Source organism: Clostridiaceae bacterium HFYG-1003, from assembly GCA_024579835.1.
In the GTDB taxonomy this organism is placed as follows: Bacteria; Bacillota; Clostridia; order Clostridiales; family Clostridiaceae; genus JG1575.
Window position 1 is genome coordinate 396,784 of the sequence record CP102060.1, and the last position, 18,212, is coordinate 414,995.

Annotated in this window: 14 protein-coding genes; 8 read left to right on the plus strand and 6 right to left on the minus strand. The window is 51.8% G+C overall.

What is annotated here, in order from left to right; genetic code table 11:
- Window positions 1-264 precede the first annotated feature (264 nt).
- Both NQU17_01815 and NQU17_01820 read left to right on the plus strand, forming a co-directional pair.
- Window positions 265-2,268 carry a sodium-translocating pyrophosphatase gene (locus NQU17_01815; GenBank protein ID UUM12317.1) on the plus strand — a complete coding sequence of 668 codons (2,004 nt, stop codon included), beginning with the start codon at window positions 265-267 and terminating at the stop codon, window positions 2,266-2,268.
- Window positions 2,269-2,733: 465 nt separating this feature from the next.
- Window positions 2,734-3,240: a GNAT family N-acetyltransferase gene (locus NQU17_01820; GenBank protein UUM12318.1), complete on the plus strand. Its 507-nt coding sequence runs from the start codon at window positions 2,734-2,736 to the stop codon at window positions 3,238-3,240.
- Window positions 3,241-3,550: 310 nt separating this feature from the next.
- On the opposite strand, the gene NQU17_01825 is transcribed toward NQU17_01820, so the two are convergent.
- Window positions 3,551-4,504 (minus strand): helix-turn-helix domain-containing protein, encoded by a 954-nt coding sequence (locus NQU17_01825; GenBank protein UUM12319.1) that lies wholly within the window; start codon window positions 4,502-4,504, stop codon window positions 3,551-3,553.
- Between the two features lie 570 nt (window positions 4,505-5,074).
- Here NQU17_01825 and NQU17_01830 point away from each other — a divergent pair.
- A complete protein-coding gene (locus NQU17_01830) occupies window positions 5,075-5,935 on the plus strand; it encodes a pirin family protein (GenBank protein ID UUM12320.1) in 861 nt (286 codons plus the stop codon).
- Between the two features lie 270 nt (window positions 5,936-6,205).
- Here the strand turns inward: NQU17_01830 and NQU17_01835 are convergent, their stop codons facing one another.
- Window positions 6,206-7,495 carry an ectonucleotide pyrophosphatase/phosphodiesterase gene (locus tag NQU17_01835; GenBank protein UUM12321.1) on the minus strand — a complete coding sequence of 430 codons (1,290 nt, stop codon included), beginning with the start codon at window positions 7,493-7,495 and terminating at the stop codon, window positions 6,206-6,208.
- A gap of 146 nt (window positions 7,496-7,641) precedes the next feature.
- Window positions 7,642-9,015 (minus strand): ISLre2 family transposase, encoded by a 1,374-nt coding sequence (locus NQU17_01840; GenBank protein UUM12322.1) that lies wholly within the window; start codon window positions 9,013-9,015, stop codon window positions 7,642-7,644.
- Window positions 9,016-9,191: 176 nt separating this feature from the next.
- On the opposite strand from NQU17_01840, the gene ung reads away from it, so the two are divergent.
- Both ung and NQU17_01850 read left to right on the plus strand, forming a co-directional pair.
- Complete coding sequence (gene ung / locus NQU17_01845; protein UUM12323.1) at window positions 9,192-9,860, plus strand: uracil-DNA glycosylase; 669 nt, start codon at window positions 9,192-9,194, stop codon at window positions 9,858-9,860.
- Between the two features lie 14 nt (window positions 9,861-9,874).
- Window positions 9,875-10,402 carry an NUDIX hydrolase gene (locus NQU17_01850; GenBank protein ID UUM12324.1) on the plus strand — a complete coding sequence of 176 codons (528 nt, stop codon included), beginning with the start codon at window positions 9,875-9,877 and terminating at the stop codon, window positions 10,400-10,402.
- Between the two features lie 289 nt (window positions 10,403-10,691).
- On the opposite strand, the gene NQU17_01855 is transcribed toward NQU17_01850, so the two are convergent.
- From NQU17_01855 to NQU17_01865, 3 genes are read right to left on the minus strand one after another with little or no spacing between them, the layout of a single operon-like run.
- Entirely contained in the window at window positions 10,692-11,369 is a 678-nt protein-coding gene (locus tag NQU17_01855) for a DNA-3-methyladenine glycosylase 2 family protein (protein UUM12325.1), read from the minus strand.
- A complete protein-coding gene (locus NQU17_01860; protein UUM12326.1) occupies window positions 11,366-13,030 on the minus strand; it encodes an ABC transporter permease in 1,665 nt (554 codons plus the stop codon). The genes NQU17_01855 and NQU17_01860 overlap by 4 nt, the downstream gene beginning before the upstream one ends.
- Window positions 13,023-13,748 carry an ABC transporter ATP-binding protein gene (locus NQU17_01865; GenBank protein UUM12327.1) on the minus strand — a complete coding sequence of 242 codons (726 nt, stop codon included), beginning with the start codon at window positions 13,746-13,748 and terminating at the stop codon, window positions 13,023-13,025. The genes NQU17_01860 and NQU17_01865 overlap by 8 nt, the downstream gene beginning before the upstream one ends.
- Window positions 13,749-14,077: 329 nt before the next feature.
- On the opposite strand from NQU17_01865, the gene lepB reads away from it, so the two are divergent.
- Genes lepB through ftsH form a run of 3 tightly spaced genes read left to right on the plus strand, consistent with a single transcriptional unit; the run spans window position 14,078 to window position 18,193 of the window.
- Entirely contained in the window at window positions 14,078-14,596 is a 519-nt protein-coding gene (gene lepB / locus NQU17_01870; protein UUM12328.1) for a signal peptidase I, read from the plus strand.
- A 30-nt stretch (window positions 14,597-14,626) separates the two neighbouring features.
- A complete protein-coding gene (locus NQU17_01875; protein ID UUM12329.1) occupies window positions 14,627-16,087 on the plus strand; it encodes a Sapep family Mn(2+)-dependent dipeptidase in 1,461 nt (486 codons plus the stop codon).
- A 24-nt stretch (window positions 16,088-16,111) separates the two neighbouring features.
- Window positions 16,112-18,193, plus strand: a complete 2,082-nt coding sequence (ftsH, locus tag NQU17_01880; protein UUM12330.1) for an ATP-dependent zinc metalloprotease FtsH — start codon at window positions 16,112-16,114, stop codon at window positions 18,191-18,193.
- Window positions 18,194-18,212 lie beyond the last annotated feature (19 nt).

Sequence of the window (18,212 nt, forward strand, 5' to 3'; positions counted from 1 at the left end):
GAATGCAACAGTTGATTATGCAGTAATTCGCGAATAAACAGAAAGAAAATAAAGTTCGACGAACTTCATAGAATGCTAATGAAAGTGTTCCTTTATGGGGAATCTTAAATTTATACCCGAGGTCACGGGCGAAATGAGCAAATAATTTGCTTATTTGAACAGTTTTTAAGGGTTGTTAATGAAAAAGTAATGGGTCCAGGTGGTTTTATTCTTCGGAATCTTTACTTATAATATATTAATACATTTGGTATAAGGAGCGATAAAATGAATAACTGGATACTTGCTGCAACTTTATCCGGAGCGCTTGCCATTGCCATGGCGGTGTTCCTGACTGTCTGGATCACCAAACAGGATACCGGAAACGATCGGATGAGGGAGATCGCCGGATACATCCGGGAAGGGGCCATGGCATTCCTGAAGCGGGAATACATCTACATGGTCGCAATTATGTCTATCTTATTTCTGGTCATTCTGTTCGGAATTAACCTGCAGACTGCATTCCTCTTCCTGTTTGGAGCTATCCTGTCCGTTCTGGCGGGAGCCTTCGGCATGAATGCCGCGACCCAGGGGAATGTTCGAACCGCCGCCGCCGCAAAGAACAGTGGCATGGGCAGTGCATTGAAGATTGCGTTCCGGTCAGGAGCGGTCATGGGTCTGGCGGTAGCCGGACTGGGACTGTTCGGAATCGGGTTCTCGCTGTTCCTTTTGGGCTTTGATGCCTACAGCGTCATCACCGGATTCTCTCTGGGGGCTTCATCCGTTGCCCTGTTCGGCCGCGTGGGCGGCGGAATTTATACAAAAGCTGCCGATGTCGGAGCTGACCTGGTTGGTAAGGTGGAGGCTGGCATTCCGGAAGATGATCCAAGAAATCCGGCAGTCATCGCTGACAACGTCGGAGACAACGTGGGCGACGTAGCGGGCATGGGCTCGGATCTGTTTGAGAGCTATGTCGGATCCATCATCTCTGCCATCACACTGGCAGTAACGATTGAAAAGATTGTTCCGCTGCTTGGAAAGGAATTCCTTGTCCCCGTTGTCGAAGGATCCATTTTCCCGCTGGTTATCGCCGGAATCGGAATACTGGCCTCCATGGCAGGTATTATGAACGTTAAGGGAACATCTGATCCAGCAAAATCACTGAATATGGGCACCTATGTGTCCAGCGGCCTGGTGCTGGTTGCCTCGCTCTTCTTCAGCAGCTACTTCTTTCAGACGCTGCAGCCGGCTTATGCCATTATTTCGGGAATCGTGGTTGGTCTCATGATCGGAAAGGTCACTGAGCTTTACACCTCTGACGCTTTTCGGTCTGTTCGCCGCATTGCGGCTCAGTCTGAAACCGGAACGGCCACCAATATCATCTCCGGACTCGGTGTAGGAATGTTCTCCACCCTTTGGCCCATTCTGATCATCTGTGTTGGAATCATGGTTTCCTTCCTGTTTGCCGGCCTTTACGGAATCGCGCTGGCCGCAGTGGGTATGCTCTCAACGACCGCCATGGTCGTCTCGGTGGATGCTTACGGCCCGGTGGCAGACAATGCCGGTGGAATTGCCGAAATGAGCAAGCTGCCCCATGAAGTCCGTGAAATCACGGACACCCTGGACTCTGTCGGAAATACCACCGCTGCCATCGGCAAAGGCTTTGCCATTGGTTCCGCGGCTCTTACCGCCCTGGCTCTGTTCTCATCCTATGCGCAGGTTGCCAAGCTTTCAGAAATCAGTCTGCTCAATCCAACGGTTATCGTCGGCCTTCTGATCGGAGGCATGCTGCCGTTCCTGTTCTCGGCTTTGACCATGGATTCAGTCGGCAGAGCAGCGGATGAAATGATCAAGGAAGTACGCCGTCAGTTCAAGGAAATGCCGGGCATTATGGCTGGAACTGAGAAACCGGATTACGCACGATGCGTCTCCATTTCTACAGCTCATGCTCTGAAGGAAATGATCGCCCCCGGGCTCATTGCCTTGCTGGCACCTCTTGCCACCGGTTTCGTGCTGGGCAAAGAAGCCCTGGGCGGACTGCTGGCGGGAGCCCTTGTAACCGGTGTCCTCCTGGCCATCATGATGTCCAACTCAGGCGGAGCCTGGGACAATGCCAAGAAGTACATCGAATCCGGCCATCACGGCGGAAAGGGCTCTGATGCTCACAAAGCAGCCGTTGTCGGAGATACTGTGGGAGATCCGTTCAAGGATACTTCAGGACCCTCCATCAATATCCTGATCAAGCTGATGACCATCATTTCTCTGGTTTTTGCACCGCTCTTCTTCCGCTAAAAATTCCCTTCTACAAAGGATCAGCCGCCTGGCATCGCGCCAGCTGGCTGATCCTTTTTTCGAGTGACCAGCAGTCTGCGGAGTCTTAATTTCAGTCATTAAGCAGGAGGATCAATTAAAACTGGATCCTGGCAGAGAAACGGATTCTGGTAATGTGACCAAACGTTGATCATGAACCCGGCATTGCTACACGAACAGACCAAAATATCGGAAATGAATGAGTTTAGTATCGTCGACTGCCTGATGAAAAGTGAAAAGTTCATTTTGGGCGATATAAGGTCATTTTAGCTGATTTCAGACGATGAGAGCTGATTAATAAAACGGTAATTGGAGAGAAGCACAGGGAAGTGAAGGGAAGTTGAGGTTTCATGAGGTAAATTCAAACAACCACGGTTAAGTCGGGGGATTTGTCCCGGGGTTTGTGCTATGGTGGATAGAGTTTACTGATGGGAGGTCCTGGATACTGTGAATCAGATCATTGAGCTGGATGATGAGATTTTTTTAAATGATGCCTATTTGATGGCTGACTGGCTGGATAATGAGGAAATAACTCAATACATTTCAGAGGGGCATGAGATTAGCAATGAAATTCGGGCCGCTCTGCGTTATACGACTTGTCCGATTGTAACCCACATGTTCTGCAGCGGCGGAAATTTCTATTTAATCAAGCACAATGGCCGCTCCATTGGCTATCTGAAGCTGGTCGACAAGGGCAATCGCCTGGCCGAAATCGTCATTGTCATCGGTGACAAAGAAATGTGGAACCGGGGATATGGCACCAGAGCAGTTGAACTCGCGCTGCAGGAGTGCTTCTTCCGCCTCCGTTATGAAACCCTCCAGGCAAAAATCATGCCCGGGAACGAGGGTAGTCACCACTTGTTCCGAAAACTGGGATTTACAGAAGAAACCGCCAAATCAGGTGTTGCAAGATATCTGATGAAGCTGGAGCAGTACCTGAAGCGTGCTGCCTGATGGGGCAAGAACCTGGATCTGGAACTGAACCGGAACCTATACCTATACCTATACCTATACCTATACCTATACCCAAACCCGAAGCTGAACATGAACGTGAACATGAACTGATCAGAGCTCCGGTTTGGATTAGGATGTTTAGCAGATCATGAAATAAAAAACTGACGCCTTGAATGATCACTTCCTGTCATGCAGACAGGTCAAGATCATTCAAGGCGTCAGTTTTCTGTTGGGTCGGTATTGTTAGTCGACATTGCGTCCGCTTGGCCGGCAGTTCTCCAGGAGAAATCCTGATCGATCATATACCTGATCAGGGTATCTCGATCTGATAGTTGTCCTTGCTGACAGTGCGGTAAAGCTTTGCCATTTCCTGCTTGTCCTGAATCTCCAGCATGGTCACCGCGAAGCGCAGAGCATCCAGGTAGTTCGCTTGACCGAGCAGATACTGGGCGATGCCCTTGCGATAATACAGGGCGTGGAGCAGGGTGAAATCCGATGTTTCCTTGGCATAATCGATTCCTGCCTCTGCAATCTCCAGGGCCTTGTCGAACTGATCGGTCACATGGTAATGATAAGACAGGTTAAACAGCGCGATCAGGAAGACTTTCTGCTCCCGGACGACCTGCTTGCGCAGGGATTTGAAGCGAAGGTAGATGGATTCGAGGATGCGAATAGATACATCATAATGGTCCAGGTTTCCTTCCAAAAGGGCCAGCAGGATCAGGAGCCGGATTTCCCACAGGTTGAAGCGGCCTTTGTCCAGTTTGTGCCACTTCATGTCGGGATTGACCCGCTGCAATGTCGCGCGGATGTTCTCGATCATGGCCTGGATTTGAAAGTCCTTCAGGTTATGGTGGTAATATTTGGCAGCGTTCGCCAGGAAGCATTCCAGCAGATCCAAATCGCTTGAATTGATTAAGTCTCGATGATCGCCCGATTTCAGATACTCGAAGTACTGCTCATGGCACTGCTGCAGAATCTGGGGCTGGTTATTGATGATGGCTTCATCGGCCTTGACCATGATGGTCTCAAGGCTCGTATCATACCGATACTTGAGAAACAGGGCCATGAGGTCGATCTTGTAGGCCAGGGACAGGAGCTCAAGGGTTTCATATTTGGGGATAACCTGCCCTTTCTCGAGCTTCATCAGGGCATTTTCACTGATTCCGACACGGTCCCGTACATCCTTTTGAGTCATATTGAGAGATCGGCGGATGGTGCGCACGACTTCTCCAAAGTTTTTCATATTATAGCTTTCAATCATGTCATGCCCTCTGTCATAAAAAATTTAAAATCCACACTCAACTGCGGTTTTTTAACCTTGAGTCTATTATATATTAGAAATAGAAAAGCTGGTGAAAAGTGGTACAATTTTTCATTCTTTTCCCTTCTTCTATACCGAAAGGTGTATGAGTACCCAATGACATTCGTTATTATGGATTTACCTCCCATAGTAAAGAACAAACCTTCTGACGTCATATGAAGTCTGTGAGAGCTTCATATGACTTTTTTTATTTGTGTATTATTTCAGCAATAAAATTGATACACAAGGACCACTTGCTCGGGGATCCTGAACGATTATGTCAACGAGCCGATTCAGCGATTCTGATTTTTGGAATCGGGCGAATGAGTAATAATAACCCACTTGGACCTCTTTTGGCTCTTTTTGAGCAGTAATCAGCAAGAGATCGAGTCAGCTCTGGTTCCGGCAGTTCGGCCGGTACGCTGAATTAGCAGTGGTATCTGTGCTAATTCGTTGTTTCTGTGGTACTATTTGGGTAAGAAATCAATTGGACGTAACCAAAAAATCGATGGTAAGCAGCAAGGAGGAAGTATGAAACGGGGAATACAGGAAATCAGACGAGGATTTGATGGAATGGACGGAGCCGGAGTTAAGCTGGTTCGGGTCCTGAGTCAGGCGACGATCAACAAACTGGATCCGTTCCTGATGCTGGATGTGTTTGATTCAGACAACTATCTCGATTACATCGCTGGCTTTCCGATGCATCCGCATCGGGGGATCGAAACCATTACCTATCTAATTTCCGGTGCCATCGAGCATCAGGACTCCTTAGGCAACCGAGGAACCATACTGCCTGGCGGTACACAGTGGATGACAGCGGGTTCCGGGATCATGCATCAGGAAATGCCCCTGAAATCGGAGGCAATGATTGGATTCCAGCTATGGCTCAACATGCCGCAGAAAGACAAAATGCAGCCCCCGGCTTATCGGGAAGTAAATGAAGATCAGATGCCGGTGTATACCCAGCCAGGCATGACTGTACGGCTGATCTCCGGAGAGTTTGGCGGAGTCCAGGGAGAAGTGCGGCCTGATTATGTTTCCCCCCAGATCTACTTTGTGGAACTGGCAGCGGGCAGCTCGTTCAGCAAGCAGCTGCCTCATGATGATACCGCATTCCTCTTTATCTTCCGCGGCGCCCTCCAGGCAGGAGAAACTCTTGTGGAAAAGAAGAATGGCGTTCTGTTTACTCCCGGAACCGACCTCGAAGTCACTGCTTCAGAGCCGGCCCTGTTTATGTACATCGAAGGCCCGAAGCTTGACGAACCCGTTGCCTGGGGAGGACCCATTGTTATGAACACCAAGGAAGAACTGAACGAGGCCTTTGCCGAACTGCGCAGCGGAACTTTCCTGAAAACCAGTGAAGTCCGCGGAGTGGAAACTCTGAACAAATAACCGAACCCATTCTGATGAGAAAGTCATTGAATTTCAATATTGAAATTCGATTGTGAAATTCGATTTTGAAATTCGATATTTAATTCCAATAATAAAGCGAGGCGCAGTTCCAAACCTGGACCTGCGCTTCGCTTGTCAGCACGAATTGGTGAAGAGCCCCTCGAAATGATGAGCTCAGGCGGTGATCATCCACATTCAGTTTAAAACCCTTCGGAGGCCAGTTGCACGTTCAGTCTGTAGATCCGGGTGATCCATCCGACTGGCGATAGCTTACGGCAGGATGTCACTGAAGAAATCATAGCGAATCCTTCCGTCAACGCCACAGAGAGAAGAACCCATGAGCTTGGCGATGGTCGGGCCTTCATCAATCAGATTCATCGCCGCGATCCGGTGACCGGAGCGGATGCCAGGACCAGACATCAGGAACACTGTTTGATAGTCCGGAAGGTGCGGTTCATAGCCGTGACAGGACCGGTACAGGGCTGGATCATTCTCGACATCCTCGATGAATTCTCCGATGGGGGATTCGCTGAAATAATAACCATCACAGGCACAGAGCATGAACGTGCAGTTGGGGTCGGCGCCCCGTGAGGCTGCCGTCGATCCATCCATGAAACGGAGGAGTCCGTTTTCCTCATAGGCGGACAGAACGGTCAGATTGTCGCGGATCAGTTCCACGACTTCCGGATGCCGTTTATCCACGTAAATATAGCCGGAGCCGTCACAGCTCTTGAAGTACGCTTTCCAGTCCAGTATGTCATTCTCGATCATTTTAATCAGGCCGAGCTTTCGTAAAAAGACATTCGGCCGGATAACCTTCTTTACGGCCCGGTGGTAATGGTCGCCCAGAACGATGAATACAGTAGTTTCCAGCTTGCCGGATTCCCTAAGGAAGTTGATCCAGTCATTGATCCGCTCTCCGTGCCGCAATATCGCCTGGCGAGCTTCTTCTGAATCCAGTCCGTGTTCATGGCGCATGGAATCCAGATCGACATAATGGACCAGAGTCAGATAGGGCTGATATTTGCTGAAGGTATATTTGGCGCTGGCATGGACAAAATGATCCAGCCAGGGCTGAGCGATGCCCTTGCGCAGATGCTTGAACTTATTGTCGAGTTCCAGGCAGTATCTGGGGCTGCCGGCCGCCATCACCTGCGAGACCTGCGTCTGGTAGGCTCTGACCGGAATGATTTCCGGAAGGTTGTACTTGATATTGCTGCGCCCTGTAACAGGCCACAGCAGGGAAGCTACGGACTTCTTCTGCTTATGGGCGATATCCCAGATAGTTTCACCGTGGATATCCTTGCGGTACCAGAACCATTCGGGCTGATCCCGATCAGGCTGGATCTTTGTATTATTAATGATGCCGTGATTGCGCGGCATTTTACCGGTAACGATCGAACAATGGGCCGGGTAGGTCAGGGAGGGGCAGACACTGGTGACCTGGTCGCAGTAAGTCCCGTTTTCCAGGAGATATTGAAATCCAGGGGTGTCTTTCAACTGATTGAAATCAGCTGTACCCATGGCATCCAGTGAAATCACGACGATGTGTTCGTGCATGGTGTATCATTCCTTTCTCGTATTGCTTTCATTGTATACCAAACTGGCCATAACCGGGTAGCTCACTTTCCGGGATGATAGTGTCAACTTACTTTCGGTTCAAAAATTGAATAGGCCTGCCGTGCGGATTCCAAGTAGCCCGGGTTTTACGATTTATACCACCCAAAATGAGGCGTTGCATAGCTGATTGAACCTTGTTTTACCGGGTAGACCCGGCTATTCTTCACGATCCGTTTTTCCAGCCTCAAAAGTCGGGCTTCCTTCTTCTTTTCTTTCTCTTTGGCAGCGAAGTAGCCCATGAGATCCCCGCCATTGAGGACGAAAACTCGCATGCGCGCTATATTCTCAGCACCTACTGTGCTCCACCCCATCGGGCGTGATGATAACCGTGAGGAAAGCACATGACTGACATGCCCTTCCGCACTGCAGCCCTGATAGCCCGACTTGGCCGCGTTCTGGATCGATTCCCAGTTGGACAAAAGATAGGTTTTCATCTCGCCTAACTTCTTTTCCTGGGTCTTTTTAAGCGGCAATCCCGCCGCTGATTCGAAGAATGTGTTGATGTCCTCAAGGGAGTCCATGCTGATGGCGTCTTTGAGGTACCAGTAATATTCATCCTTTGTCCCTTTGTAGGAATCAATCGGCGTTGCCGCCTGGCGCAGGGCCTTTTCCAGGTGGAACTTATCCAGATAGAGCTTGCATCGAGGCAGAATCTGGGCACCCATCTTGATCCAGGACGCCCCATCCCCTGATAAGGAGATTTCCTCGATCTTATCCACTTCATAAGCCGAGTTCAGGTAATCGAACACTTCGTACCACAGTTCATCCGAGTTGCCCTTGTAGAAGCCTGCAAATCGACGTACACCCATTAAGGCCTTGCGTCTCTTCCCGACACTCTGCTGCCCCTCATGGACGTAGATCAGCCGCATCTGCTGATTGGAACCGTCCTGCATAGCTACATGATCCTCATCGGCCTCAATATAGATCCGAGATACCACTTTTTTCTGAGGCAGGGGTCCCTCAGAAGACTCAATGTTCCCCAGTCGATGGACCAGATTCATTACCGTAGTGCGGCTGGTAATTCCGCTGCTTGCATAGCGCTCCACCGTCCCCTGGTAAGAAATATCTTTAGCACTGGAGAGAAGACACGAGGCTAGTTCCCGGCTGATTCTCTGATGGGGCTCAAGGCCCAGAAGACGATCCACCAGACACACATGGTGATTAGTCTTTTTATCCCGAAAGTACGTCCGGTCAAAGACCACAGGTCCGGCTGTAGTAGCGATGGTTTTTGTTTGATTACGCCGTTCGATGGAGTAATCCTTTTTGCGTAACTGTGAGTTCCTCAGGCGCTCATCGAGTACCTGAACATAATCCTGGATCTGCTCACGGGCAATCCGATCCGTCAGCTCGTGAGTCTCCTGGACCACCTGATCCATGGTGAGGGTACCGCTTGCCATTCTTGAATCAAAACCTTGTCTGAGAGAGGTGAACATTGAGTTGAAATCTGTTAAGATAGGCATGAGAATAAGTCCTTTCGTGTAGTTTGTTTGTTGTTGTTACTAACATTCTAGCACTTGGGCTTATTCTCTTTCATTTTCGACCTACAGTAACTTTACACTAAGTTCCGGGATGGAGTTCGGCCCCGGAAGTTATAGTACAATAGAAGCAGACAACCCCAGGAAGGAGTAGACAGAACATGATTCAGATCGGCAATGACTGGGACGATGTCCTCAAAGATGTATTCCAGTCGGAACACTACCTCAGGCTGAGAGAATTTTTAATCCAGGAGTACCGCACCCAGACCATATATCCGCCCAAACATGATATTTTTAACGCCCTGAAGGCCACCCCGTTTGGTGAGGTCAAGGCCGTGATCCTGGGCCAGGATCCTTATCACGGGCCAAACCAGGCCCACGGCATGTGTTTTTCGGTCAGGCCGGGTGTGAAAATCCCGCCTTCGCTGATGAACATCTACAAGGAACTGCATGCCGAATTCGGCTGTCCCATTCCCAACCACGGCTACCTGGCCGATTGGTCGAAGGAAGGGGTGCTGCTGCTCAACACGATTCTGACGGTGCGGGAAAGCAAGCCGCTGAGCCATAAGGGCTGTGGCTGGGAAGAAATCACGGATACGATCATACATCGCCTGAATGACCGGGAAAAGCCCATGGTGTTCCTGCTCTGGGGAGCCCCGGCTCAGCAGAAAGCCCGGCTCATTAATTCAGAACGACATTTGATCCTGAAAACCACGCACCCCTCTCCGCTGTCGGCGCACCGCGGTTTTTTGGGCTGTGGACATTTCAAGCAGGCCAATGAGTTTCTGGCACAGAACGGACTTGGACCCATCGACTGGACGATCCGCTGAGAAAGGAGAAGACAATGAAAGAAATTATCAAAAAGCAGGAACAGGTATTTCAAGGGGATTTCCTGAAGGTGGATCGCGTGCTGGTGGAACTTCCCAATGGACGGGAAGGGATCCGGGACATTGTCCGCCATCCGGGGGCGGTGGCAGTTCTTGCCATCAATGACGAGGATGAAATTCTGCTGGAGTACCAGTACCGGACTGCTTTAGACGAAGTCATCCTGGAGATTCCGGCCGGCAAGGTTGATCCGGCGGAAGACCGGACGGCGGCCGCTCACCGGGAACTGGAAGAAGAAACCGGGTTCTCAGCCCGGTCCATGGAATACCTGGGGGATGTGGCCCTGGCTGCCGGATATTCAGATGAGAAAATCTCGCTTTACCTGGCCCGCGGACTCTCCGAGGGCCAGGAACACCGCGATGAAGACGAGTTCCTCGAGTGGGAATTTGTTCCACGGTCCCAGGTCCTGGAATGGATCCGTACCAATCAGATTCAGGATTCCAAGACCATCTGCGCCATGTTCTATCTGAGCCTGCGTGAGTTCTAATTCCTAAGGAGCGATGCTTCGGCAGATACTCTTTGAGTAACTAACCGAAAGAAAAAGAGGTGCGATCATTCCGGATCCTGCCCAAAGAGTCAAGCCGCTGTCCAAAGATTGGACAGCGGCTTATGATCTTCCGGGAGTTTGTTTCAAGACATAAATCAAGTGTATACATTAGAAGATATTACAAATGTTTAATTCAAAAGAAATTACAAGTGTTTACTTCAGGAGATATTACATAAAATAGTCCATGGAGTATTCCCGGAGACATTCTGCTTTTGGGGGTGGGCCGGTGTCATTCCGTGGCACCTGGTGAACCCTGGTCTTGTTGGGCGACCGCAGCGGATGGAATCGGTTCATGGGACAGTTCCCAAAAGTAGAGGGATGCGATGGAGTTGTAAGGGGAGAGACGTCTGCGGATTTCTTCGAACTGGGCTTTGGTCAGGGCTTCCATCCTGTAGAGGGTCTGAATGCCCCGGCGAATGGCAAGATCACCGTAGCTCAAGACATCCGGCCGCTGCAGGGAGAAGATCAGGAGCATTTCGGCCGTCCAGCGGCCGATTCCGGGCAGCTGACTCAACCGGCGGATTACTTCTTCATCCGGCAGGTCGTGGAGCTGAGTCAGGTCCAGTTCCCCTGAATCAACCTGTCCGGCAATGGTCAGGATCCAGTCCGTCTTTTTGTAGGAAAGTCCGCAGGCTTTGATGCGATCGCGATCCAGGGACAGGATATTCCGGGCGGTAACCGGCCCTGTCAGAGTCTTCAGTCTGTTCCAGACCGTTTCATAAGCTTTTTTGGCAATTTGCTGGCTGACAATGGAAGAGATCAGGGCTTCGAACAGGTCCGGAACAATCGGCCGCTGAATGAGGCCGATTCGCCGGATGGCCTGAGCCAGGCGTTCATCCCTGCGGGCCAGCTCTTCGATTTCCTTGGGGCCGTAAGGAAAGACCGGAGATGGAGTGATCTGCGTCATGGTCTGTCCTGGAATGAGCGCTGTGCCAGAATCGGCAGCTGCCGATAGATCAGCGCGTTCAAGACCGCGAGAACGACAAAGAACACCGCGAACAGAACGAACTTATCCAGGGGAACAAACAGATAGAGGACAACGGGGAGAGCTCCAGCCACCATCGAACCGAAGGATGAAATCATGGCATTGAAATTGTTCTTGACCGCTTTCTGTTCCGTGGTCCAGGTCAGGACGGGCTTGACGATGTCCAGGCTGAGCATGGCGAAGTTCAGCGCCAGCGACAGGAGCAGGCCCAGGATAATTCCGGCGGCCACTGCCCAGGCAGCCGGCCGAAGCAGGATAATGGCGGGGACCAGAAGGATCATGACTCCTGCCAGTTCAACGACCATGGCGGGGATCAGCTTGCCCATGAGCTGGGTGCGGTAGGGAACCGGAATGTATTTCATAAAGCTGAAGTTGCTGCCTTCCCGGGTAATGGCAGTGGCAGCAATCAGATTAAGTCCGGCATAGAAGGCCATGAGGGCCATAATGCCGATAATGACCATGTCCGGCTTGACATACTGCCGAATCTGATTGAAATCAGACATTCCGATCTCTGTAGCCAGTTCGTTCAGGTCTCCGCCGAACAGGACCGGGAAGATAAAGAACACCGGCATGATCAGGCTCACCAGAATGCAGTTGAGAAAATACGGGGGAGTCCGAAGCAGAATGCGCATTTCCTTGACGGCAATCGCCATCATGGCACTGCTTCTTCTGGTGGAAGCGGACATTTCCTTGACGCTGAGAGACTTGCGGCGCATGCCGGATTCCTTCAGGCCCTTGGCGCCGTCGATATAGAGCATGTTTCCGAGCTGATAGAATACGAAGATGAACGCGCCGCAGACGGCCAGAGCCAGTCCGGTGTAGAGCAGGAAGGTGCCGGCTGAACCGAAGATTGCGCGGTGCATCAGGGTGGTGGCGGGGAATACCGCGGAAAGCACATTGAACAGTGTTCCCTGAGTCTGAAGCAGAGCCGGGAGACCGTCCGAAGTGCTGTTGGCCAGGCGCTGCATAATGCTGGACATAGACAGAGCAATGAAAATACCTACAAGGGATGAGAGCAGGGTGAAGCGATCCTTGTTCCGGAAGAGCTTTGAGAAGCGCATCAGGATCATGCACAGGATCGCCATGATCGCCAGAGGTGCAATGGGCAGTATGATCATGGTCAGGAGCACTTTGAGATAAAACAGCGGTCCCTGTCCATCCATGACGCCGAACACCACGAAGGAGGGATAGAAAATAGCCAGGGTGCTGATGACTTCGTAAAAAGCTACGATCATGAACTTGGCCAGAACCAGAGCTCCGGGCTTGATCGGCAGATACAGGTAGTTCTCAATGTCGCTGGAGTAATAGAAGACGCTCATGACATAGAAAAAGCCGAAAATCAGAACGATAAAGGAAGCTCCGAACAGCAGCAGCTTCAGCAGCAGATCCTGCATTCCCATCATTTTGAATGGGGGATACAGTTCCGCGATGATGGGAGCGAAGGACACTCCGGCTAAGAGCAGGAGCAGGATCAGTCCGATGACCTTAAAAATCCCCTTAATCCGACCGGAGCGCTGCATGTTGATTTCCAGCACATCCTCCGATCGAAACATTGTTTTGAATAGAAGCAGTGTTTTATTCATTTTCCGTCAGCTCCAGGAACATCTGCTCCAGACTGGTGTTTTCACCCAGTGTTTCTCGCAGATTCTGCACGTTTCCGACATACAGCAGCTTACCTTTGTTGATAATCGCGACCCGGTCGCAGATTTTTTCCGCTACTTCCAGCACATGGGTGGAGAAGAAGACGATATTGCCCCGGTCGGCGTGGGATCTCATGCGCTCCTTCAAAATATAGGAGGATTTGGGATCCAGGCCGGTCATTGGTTCATCCAGAATCCAGGCATTCGGTTCATGGATCAAAGCACCCATCAGGACGATCTTCTGACGCATACCATGGGAGTAGCTCTGAATCTTGTCTCCCAGCGCCGAAGTCATCTCGAAATCGCGAGCCATCTGCTCGATTCGCTGCTGCCGGTCCTGGGGCGGTACATTATAGATATCTCCCATGAAGTTGAGATATTCAATTCCCCGCAGGCGGATATAAATGTCCGGATTGTCCGGTACATAGCCAAACTGGCTTTTGGCCTGAATGGGATCCTTCAGGATATCGATGCCGTTGACTTCGATCTGTCCGGATGTCGGCGGAGTGATCCCGACCAGCATTTTCAGCGTGGTGGTCTTGCCGGCGCCGTTGGGTCCCAGAAAGCCGAAGATTTCGCCCGGCTGAATTTCAAGCGACAGCCCGTCAACGGCCTTATGCGTACCGTTGTAGACTTTGGTGACTTCATCAAAACGAATCATGTTTGCTACCTCGTATCCTGTCTTATTTTTACGTATATAATGATATCACAATCTGTGTTGTGAAATCATTCACATCGAGTTAACTATAGGATTGCCATATTAAACTTGTATTAAACTTTTATGAAGACCATAACAGATTCGCCATCCGGTCGATGGACGGATTTAATCCATGAAGTCCTGAACCTAGAACTGTCATAATTCGGTTTTCGGTACCGTCGAACCGACGAACAGATTTGACACAGGTTCCGGGGTATTTTTTGAAGCAAACCGGTTTTTGCTATATACTTAGGAGAAGAGCTTTTTTGAGTTTTTACAATGGGAGGTCCGGCATGCCTAGTACTGAAACCGCATTTCGATTGACCCTGCTGCTTCTGGCCGGCCTGCGGCTGTACCTGATGTGGTTCTCTTTCTTTCGGATCCAGGTTCCCAGCGGATCCATGCTGCCGCTGATTCAGCCGGGTGATCGCCTGCTGGTCCGGCGGATCACGGGAAGCGGAACGATCCGAAGGGGCGATCTTCTGGTGTTTCGATCCACGGCCCGGCAAAAGGGCGACGGCAGCCTGGTCATGATCAAGCGGCTGATCGGTCTGCCCGGAGAAACGGTGGAAATTCGGCAGGGAAAGATTTATGTCAATGACACTCCTCTGAATGAGCCTTATATTAAGGGACATACCAAAGGAGAGCACCTTTTTCACATCCCCCTCGGATCCTGTCTCTTTCTGGGAGACAACCGCGAAGACTCGCATGACGCCAGAGTCTGGCAGGAACCCTTTGTTCGCCGGCGTGAAATCATGGGGAAAGTCATTCTGCGGTTCGGACCCATCCGACGAATGGGATATCTTAAGTAAAATTTAATCTAAGCTCTATACAATGAACTGATGTGGATCTTCAGGAAGCAGAAGGAAGTTTTCCGTTTCCCGCAGTCCCTTTTCGAAACGTTTGACCATGGCATTGATCAATTCCGGCGCCGGACCAGATACGGTCCGTCCAGCCGCGACAACCCGTCCCAATGGGACAGCAACAAAAGGAAGGGCACCACGATGAATTTAAAAGCAAGAATAGAAAGTTATCAGGAAGACATGCTCCGGGATCTGAACCGGCTGCTAGCTCACGATTCGGTGGCAGGAGAGCCCAAGACCGGCGCACCCTGCGGCGAAGCGGTAGCGCAGTGTCTGGAGGAAGCTCTGGCCATTGCCAGAGAACTGGGCCTGTCAACCCGCAATGTCGAAGGCTGGGTGGGAGAAGCTTCCCATGGCCAGGGGGATGACTATGTCGCCATCCTGGGTCATCTGGACATTGTTCCGGTCGGAAACGACTGGACCACCAACCCATTTGGAGAAATCAGGGACGGAAGAATCTACGGCCGCGGGACCAATGACGACAAAGGTCCGCTGGTAGCCGCTCTGTACGCCCTGAAAGCACTTCGGGAAGAAGGTGCGGTTCTGACTTCCCCGGTGCGTGTGATTATGGGGACCTGTGAAGAAACCGGCGGACCGGATATCGAAACCTATCTCAAGTCAGCGCCGCAACCCAAAGCCGGCTTCACCCCGGATGCCTCCTTCCCCGTGATCTACGCGGAAAAGGGGATCCTGCGGGTTGAACTGAGAAAGCCGCTCAAGACCTCGGACATTGAGATTCTTGAACTGACGGGGGGCAGCGCGCCCAATATGGTTCCCGATAAAGCTACATTGAGCTACTGTCTGGACGGAGAGTCCACCAAACTGGCGCTCAAAGGCCTGTCAGCTCATGGCTCCACGCCGGAACTGGGGGATAACGCCATTCTGAAGTTATTCCGCAGCATGAAGCAGCTGGATCGCCGGCTGGCACCGGAAATGGAGTTCCTGCTGGATGCATTTGCCGATGTCAACGGCGAGCATCTGGGCATCGGACTGTCCGATGAGCCCTCCGGCAAACTGACCTGTAACCTGGGACAGCTAATGTGCGACGGCGGTCAGATGAAGCTGGTGCTTGACCTGAGAATCCCGGTGACCTTTACCGACGCAGACGTCATCAGCGCGCTGCGCCTGAAGTTTGCGCCCCGGGGCTACCAACTGTCCTTCGGTGAATTTACACCGCCGCTCTACTACCCCGAGGATCTGCCCATGATCCAGTCACTGATGAGTGTATACCAGGAAGTAACTGGCGATGAGTCCGCCCGTCCCATTGCCATCGGCGGCGGCACCTACGCCAAGTCCATGAACAATGTGGTGGCCTTCGGACCCGGCCTGCCGGGGCGTGAAGAAGTCGATCACATCGCGGATGAATTCATCCGGATTGAAGATCTGCTGACCTGGACCCATATCTACGCAAAAGCCATCCTTGCTTTATCCAATTTGTAATGAAACCCGACAGGGAGGAACAAAATGAGCGAAGACAATAAAAATAAAAAATCCGGACGGCCGGAGCCGCCGAAACCGGATTCACGCAATCTGGTTCTGATGGTGGTCCTTTTGATCAGCATGCTGGTCATGTTCTGGAACATGAAGGACTTTGGAGCGCCCAAATCGGTGGAGGCCGGATATACGGACCTGACCGCGGCGCTGAATGAAAATAAGGTAAAATCCCTCAAATACGATACCGGCGCCGGAATCATCACCTATCAGCTGAACTCCGGCGACACCCTCTACCGCACGGAGGCCATTGACCTTCTGGCTTCGGAAGTCATCAATCAGGCCGCTCAGAAGAACATTCCGACGAGCCTGACCAACAGCACCGACATTATGACCACGGTGCTCAACCTGGCTTCCTTTATCCTGCCGCTGGTGTTCTTCTTCTTCATCCTGCGTATGTTCACCAAGTCCATGAGCGCCAAAGGCGGCGGCATTATGGGTCTGGGCAAGAGCACGGCCAAGCTGTATGAAAAGTCCACCGGCGTGACCTTCAAGGATGTGGCAGCCCAGGAAGAAGCCAAGGAATCCCTCACCGAAATTGTGGATTTCCTGCATAATCCTCAGAAATACGCAGCCATTGGCGCTCGTCTGCCCAAAGGCGCCCTTCTGGTGGGACCTCCCGGTACCGGAAAAACCTTACTGGCCAAAGCCGTAGCCGGAGAAGCGGATGTGCCGTTCTTCTCCCAGTCCGGTTCCGCATTTGTGGAAATGTTCGTGGGTATGGGCGCAGCCCGGGTCCGTGATATCTTCAAGGAAGCCGAAGCCAAGGCTCCCTGCATCATCTTCATCGACGAAATCGACGCCATCGGCAAGAGCCGCGAAAGCGGCGGACTGCCGGGCGGCAATGATGAGCGCGAACAGACCCTCAACCAGCTGCTGGCCGAAATGGACGGCTTTGATTCCCAGAAGGGAATTGTCATCCTGGCGGCCACAAACCGTCCGGAAGTGCTGGACAAGGCGCTGCTGCGTCCGGGCCGCTTTGACCGGCGCATTATTGTCGACGCGCCGGACCTGCGCGGTCGGGAAGCGATCCTCAAAGTTCATTCCAAGGATGTCAAGATGGGCGATGATGTCAATCTCAATGAGCTGGCAAAGTCCACGCCCGGCGCCGTCGGTGCTGATCTGGCCAATATCATTAATGAAGGCGCGCTGCGCGCGGTCAAGAATGGCCGGCAGTTCGTCAAGCAGGAAGACCTGATGGAAGCCATTGAAGTCGTCATTGCCGGACAGCAGAAGAAAGACCGGATCATGTCGCCCAAGGAAAAACGAATTGTCTCCTTCCATGAGATCGGGCATGCCCTGGTGGCAGCCCTCCAGAAAAATACGGATCCGGTCGTCAAGATCACGATCATCCCACGAACGATGGGATCCCTCGGATATACCATGCAGGTGCCGATGGAAGACAAGTACCTGATGAGCAAGGAAGAGATCCTGCAGGAAATCACCATCCTCCTGGGCGGCCGGGCCGCTGAGGAAGTGGAGTTTGGCAGCATCACCACCGGTGCGTCCAATGACATCGAGCGGGCAACCGCCATGGCCCGGCGCATGGTTTCCATGTACGGCATGAGTGATGCCTTCGGCATGATGGCACTGGAATCCAACACCAATGTGTACCTGGATGGCCGTCCGGTTTCTAACGTGAGTCCGGAAACTCAGACCAGACTGGACCAGGAAGTGGCCATGATCATCAAAGACTGCCATGCCACTGCCCGCCGGCTGCTCGAAGACAATCAGGAACTTCTGGTTAAGGCTTCGGAAAAGCTTCTGGAAAAGGAAACCCTTACCGGAGCTGAGCTGGTAGAAATCATCCGGGCGTTCAAGGGTGAGGACTTCATGAAGAGCTCTGACGAAGACGCAGCCCATCATTCGGCCGGCGAAGGAATTCGGCCAACCGAACCGGATGCTGGATTGCTGGCACCGCAAGTCCAGGAAGTTCCAGAAGCCCAGCAGGATACGCTCCTGCCGGCACCGGAAGTCCAGGAAGTTCCGATAGCCCAGCAGGATATTGTCCTGCCGGCACCGGACACCGAGCAGCCCACTGACACAATCGAATAAACAACACTGGGGAGAAAAC

Bases quoted from the DNA above. Each gene is read 5' to 3' on its own strand.
- NQU17_01825 (UUM12319.1), bottom strand. From the start codon at position 4,504: ATGATTGAAAGCTATAATATGAAAAACTTTGGAGAAGTCGTGCGCACC.
- ung (UUM12323.1), top strand. From the start codon at position 9,192: ATGATTCAGATCGGCAATGACTGGGACGATGTCCTCAAAGATGTATTC.
- NQU17_01855 (UUM12325.1), bottom strand. From the start codon at position 11,369: ATGACGCAGATCACTCCATCTCCGGTCTTTCCTTACGGCCCCAAGGAA.
- NQU17_01835 (UUM12321.1), bottom strand. From the start codon at position 7,495: ATGCACGAACACATCGTCGTGATTTCACTGGATGCCATGGGTACAGCT.
- NQU17_01840 (UUM12322.1), bottom strand. From the start codon at position 9,015: ATGCCTATCTTAACAGATTTCAACTCAATGTTCACCTCTCTCAGACAA.
- NQU17_01865 (UUM12327.1), bottom strand. From the start codon at position 13,748: ATGATTCGTTTTGATGAAGTCACCAAAGTCTACAACGGTACGCATAAG.
- lepB (UUM12328.1), top strand. From the start codon at position 14,078: ATGCCTAGTACTGAAACCGCATTTCGATTGACCCTGCTGCTTCTGGCC.
- NQU17_01875 (UUM12329.1), top strand. From the start codon at position 14,627: ATGTGGATCTTCAGGAAGCAGAAGGAAGTTTTCCGTTTCCCGCAGTCC.
- NQU17_01815 (UUM12317.1), top strand. From the start codon at position 265: ATGAATAACTGGATACTTGCTGCAACTTTATCCGGAGCGCTTGCCATT.
- NQU17_01860 (UUM12326.1), bottom strand. From the start codon at position 13,030: ATGAATAAAACACTGCTTCTATTCAAAACAATGTTTCGATCGGAGGAT.
- ftsH (UUM12330.1), top strand. From the start codon at position 16,112: ATGAGCGAAGACAATAAAAATAAAAAATCCGGACGGCCGGAGCCGCCG.
- NQU17_01850 (UUM12324.1), top strand. From the start codon at position 9,875: ATGAAAGAAATTATCAAAAAGCAGGAACAGGTATTTCAAGGGGATTTC.
- NQU17_01830 (UUM12320.1), top strand. From the start codon at position 5,075: ATGAAACGGGGAATACAGGAAATCAGACGAGGATTTGATGGAATGGAC.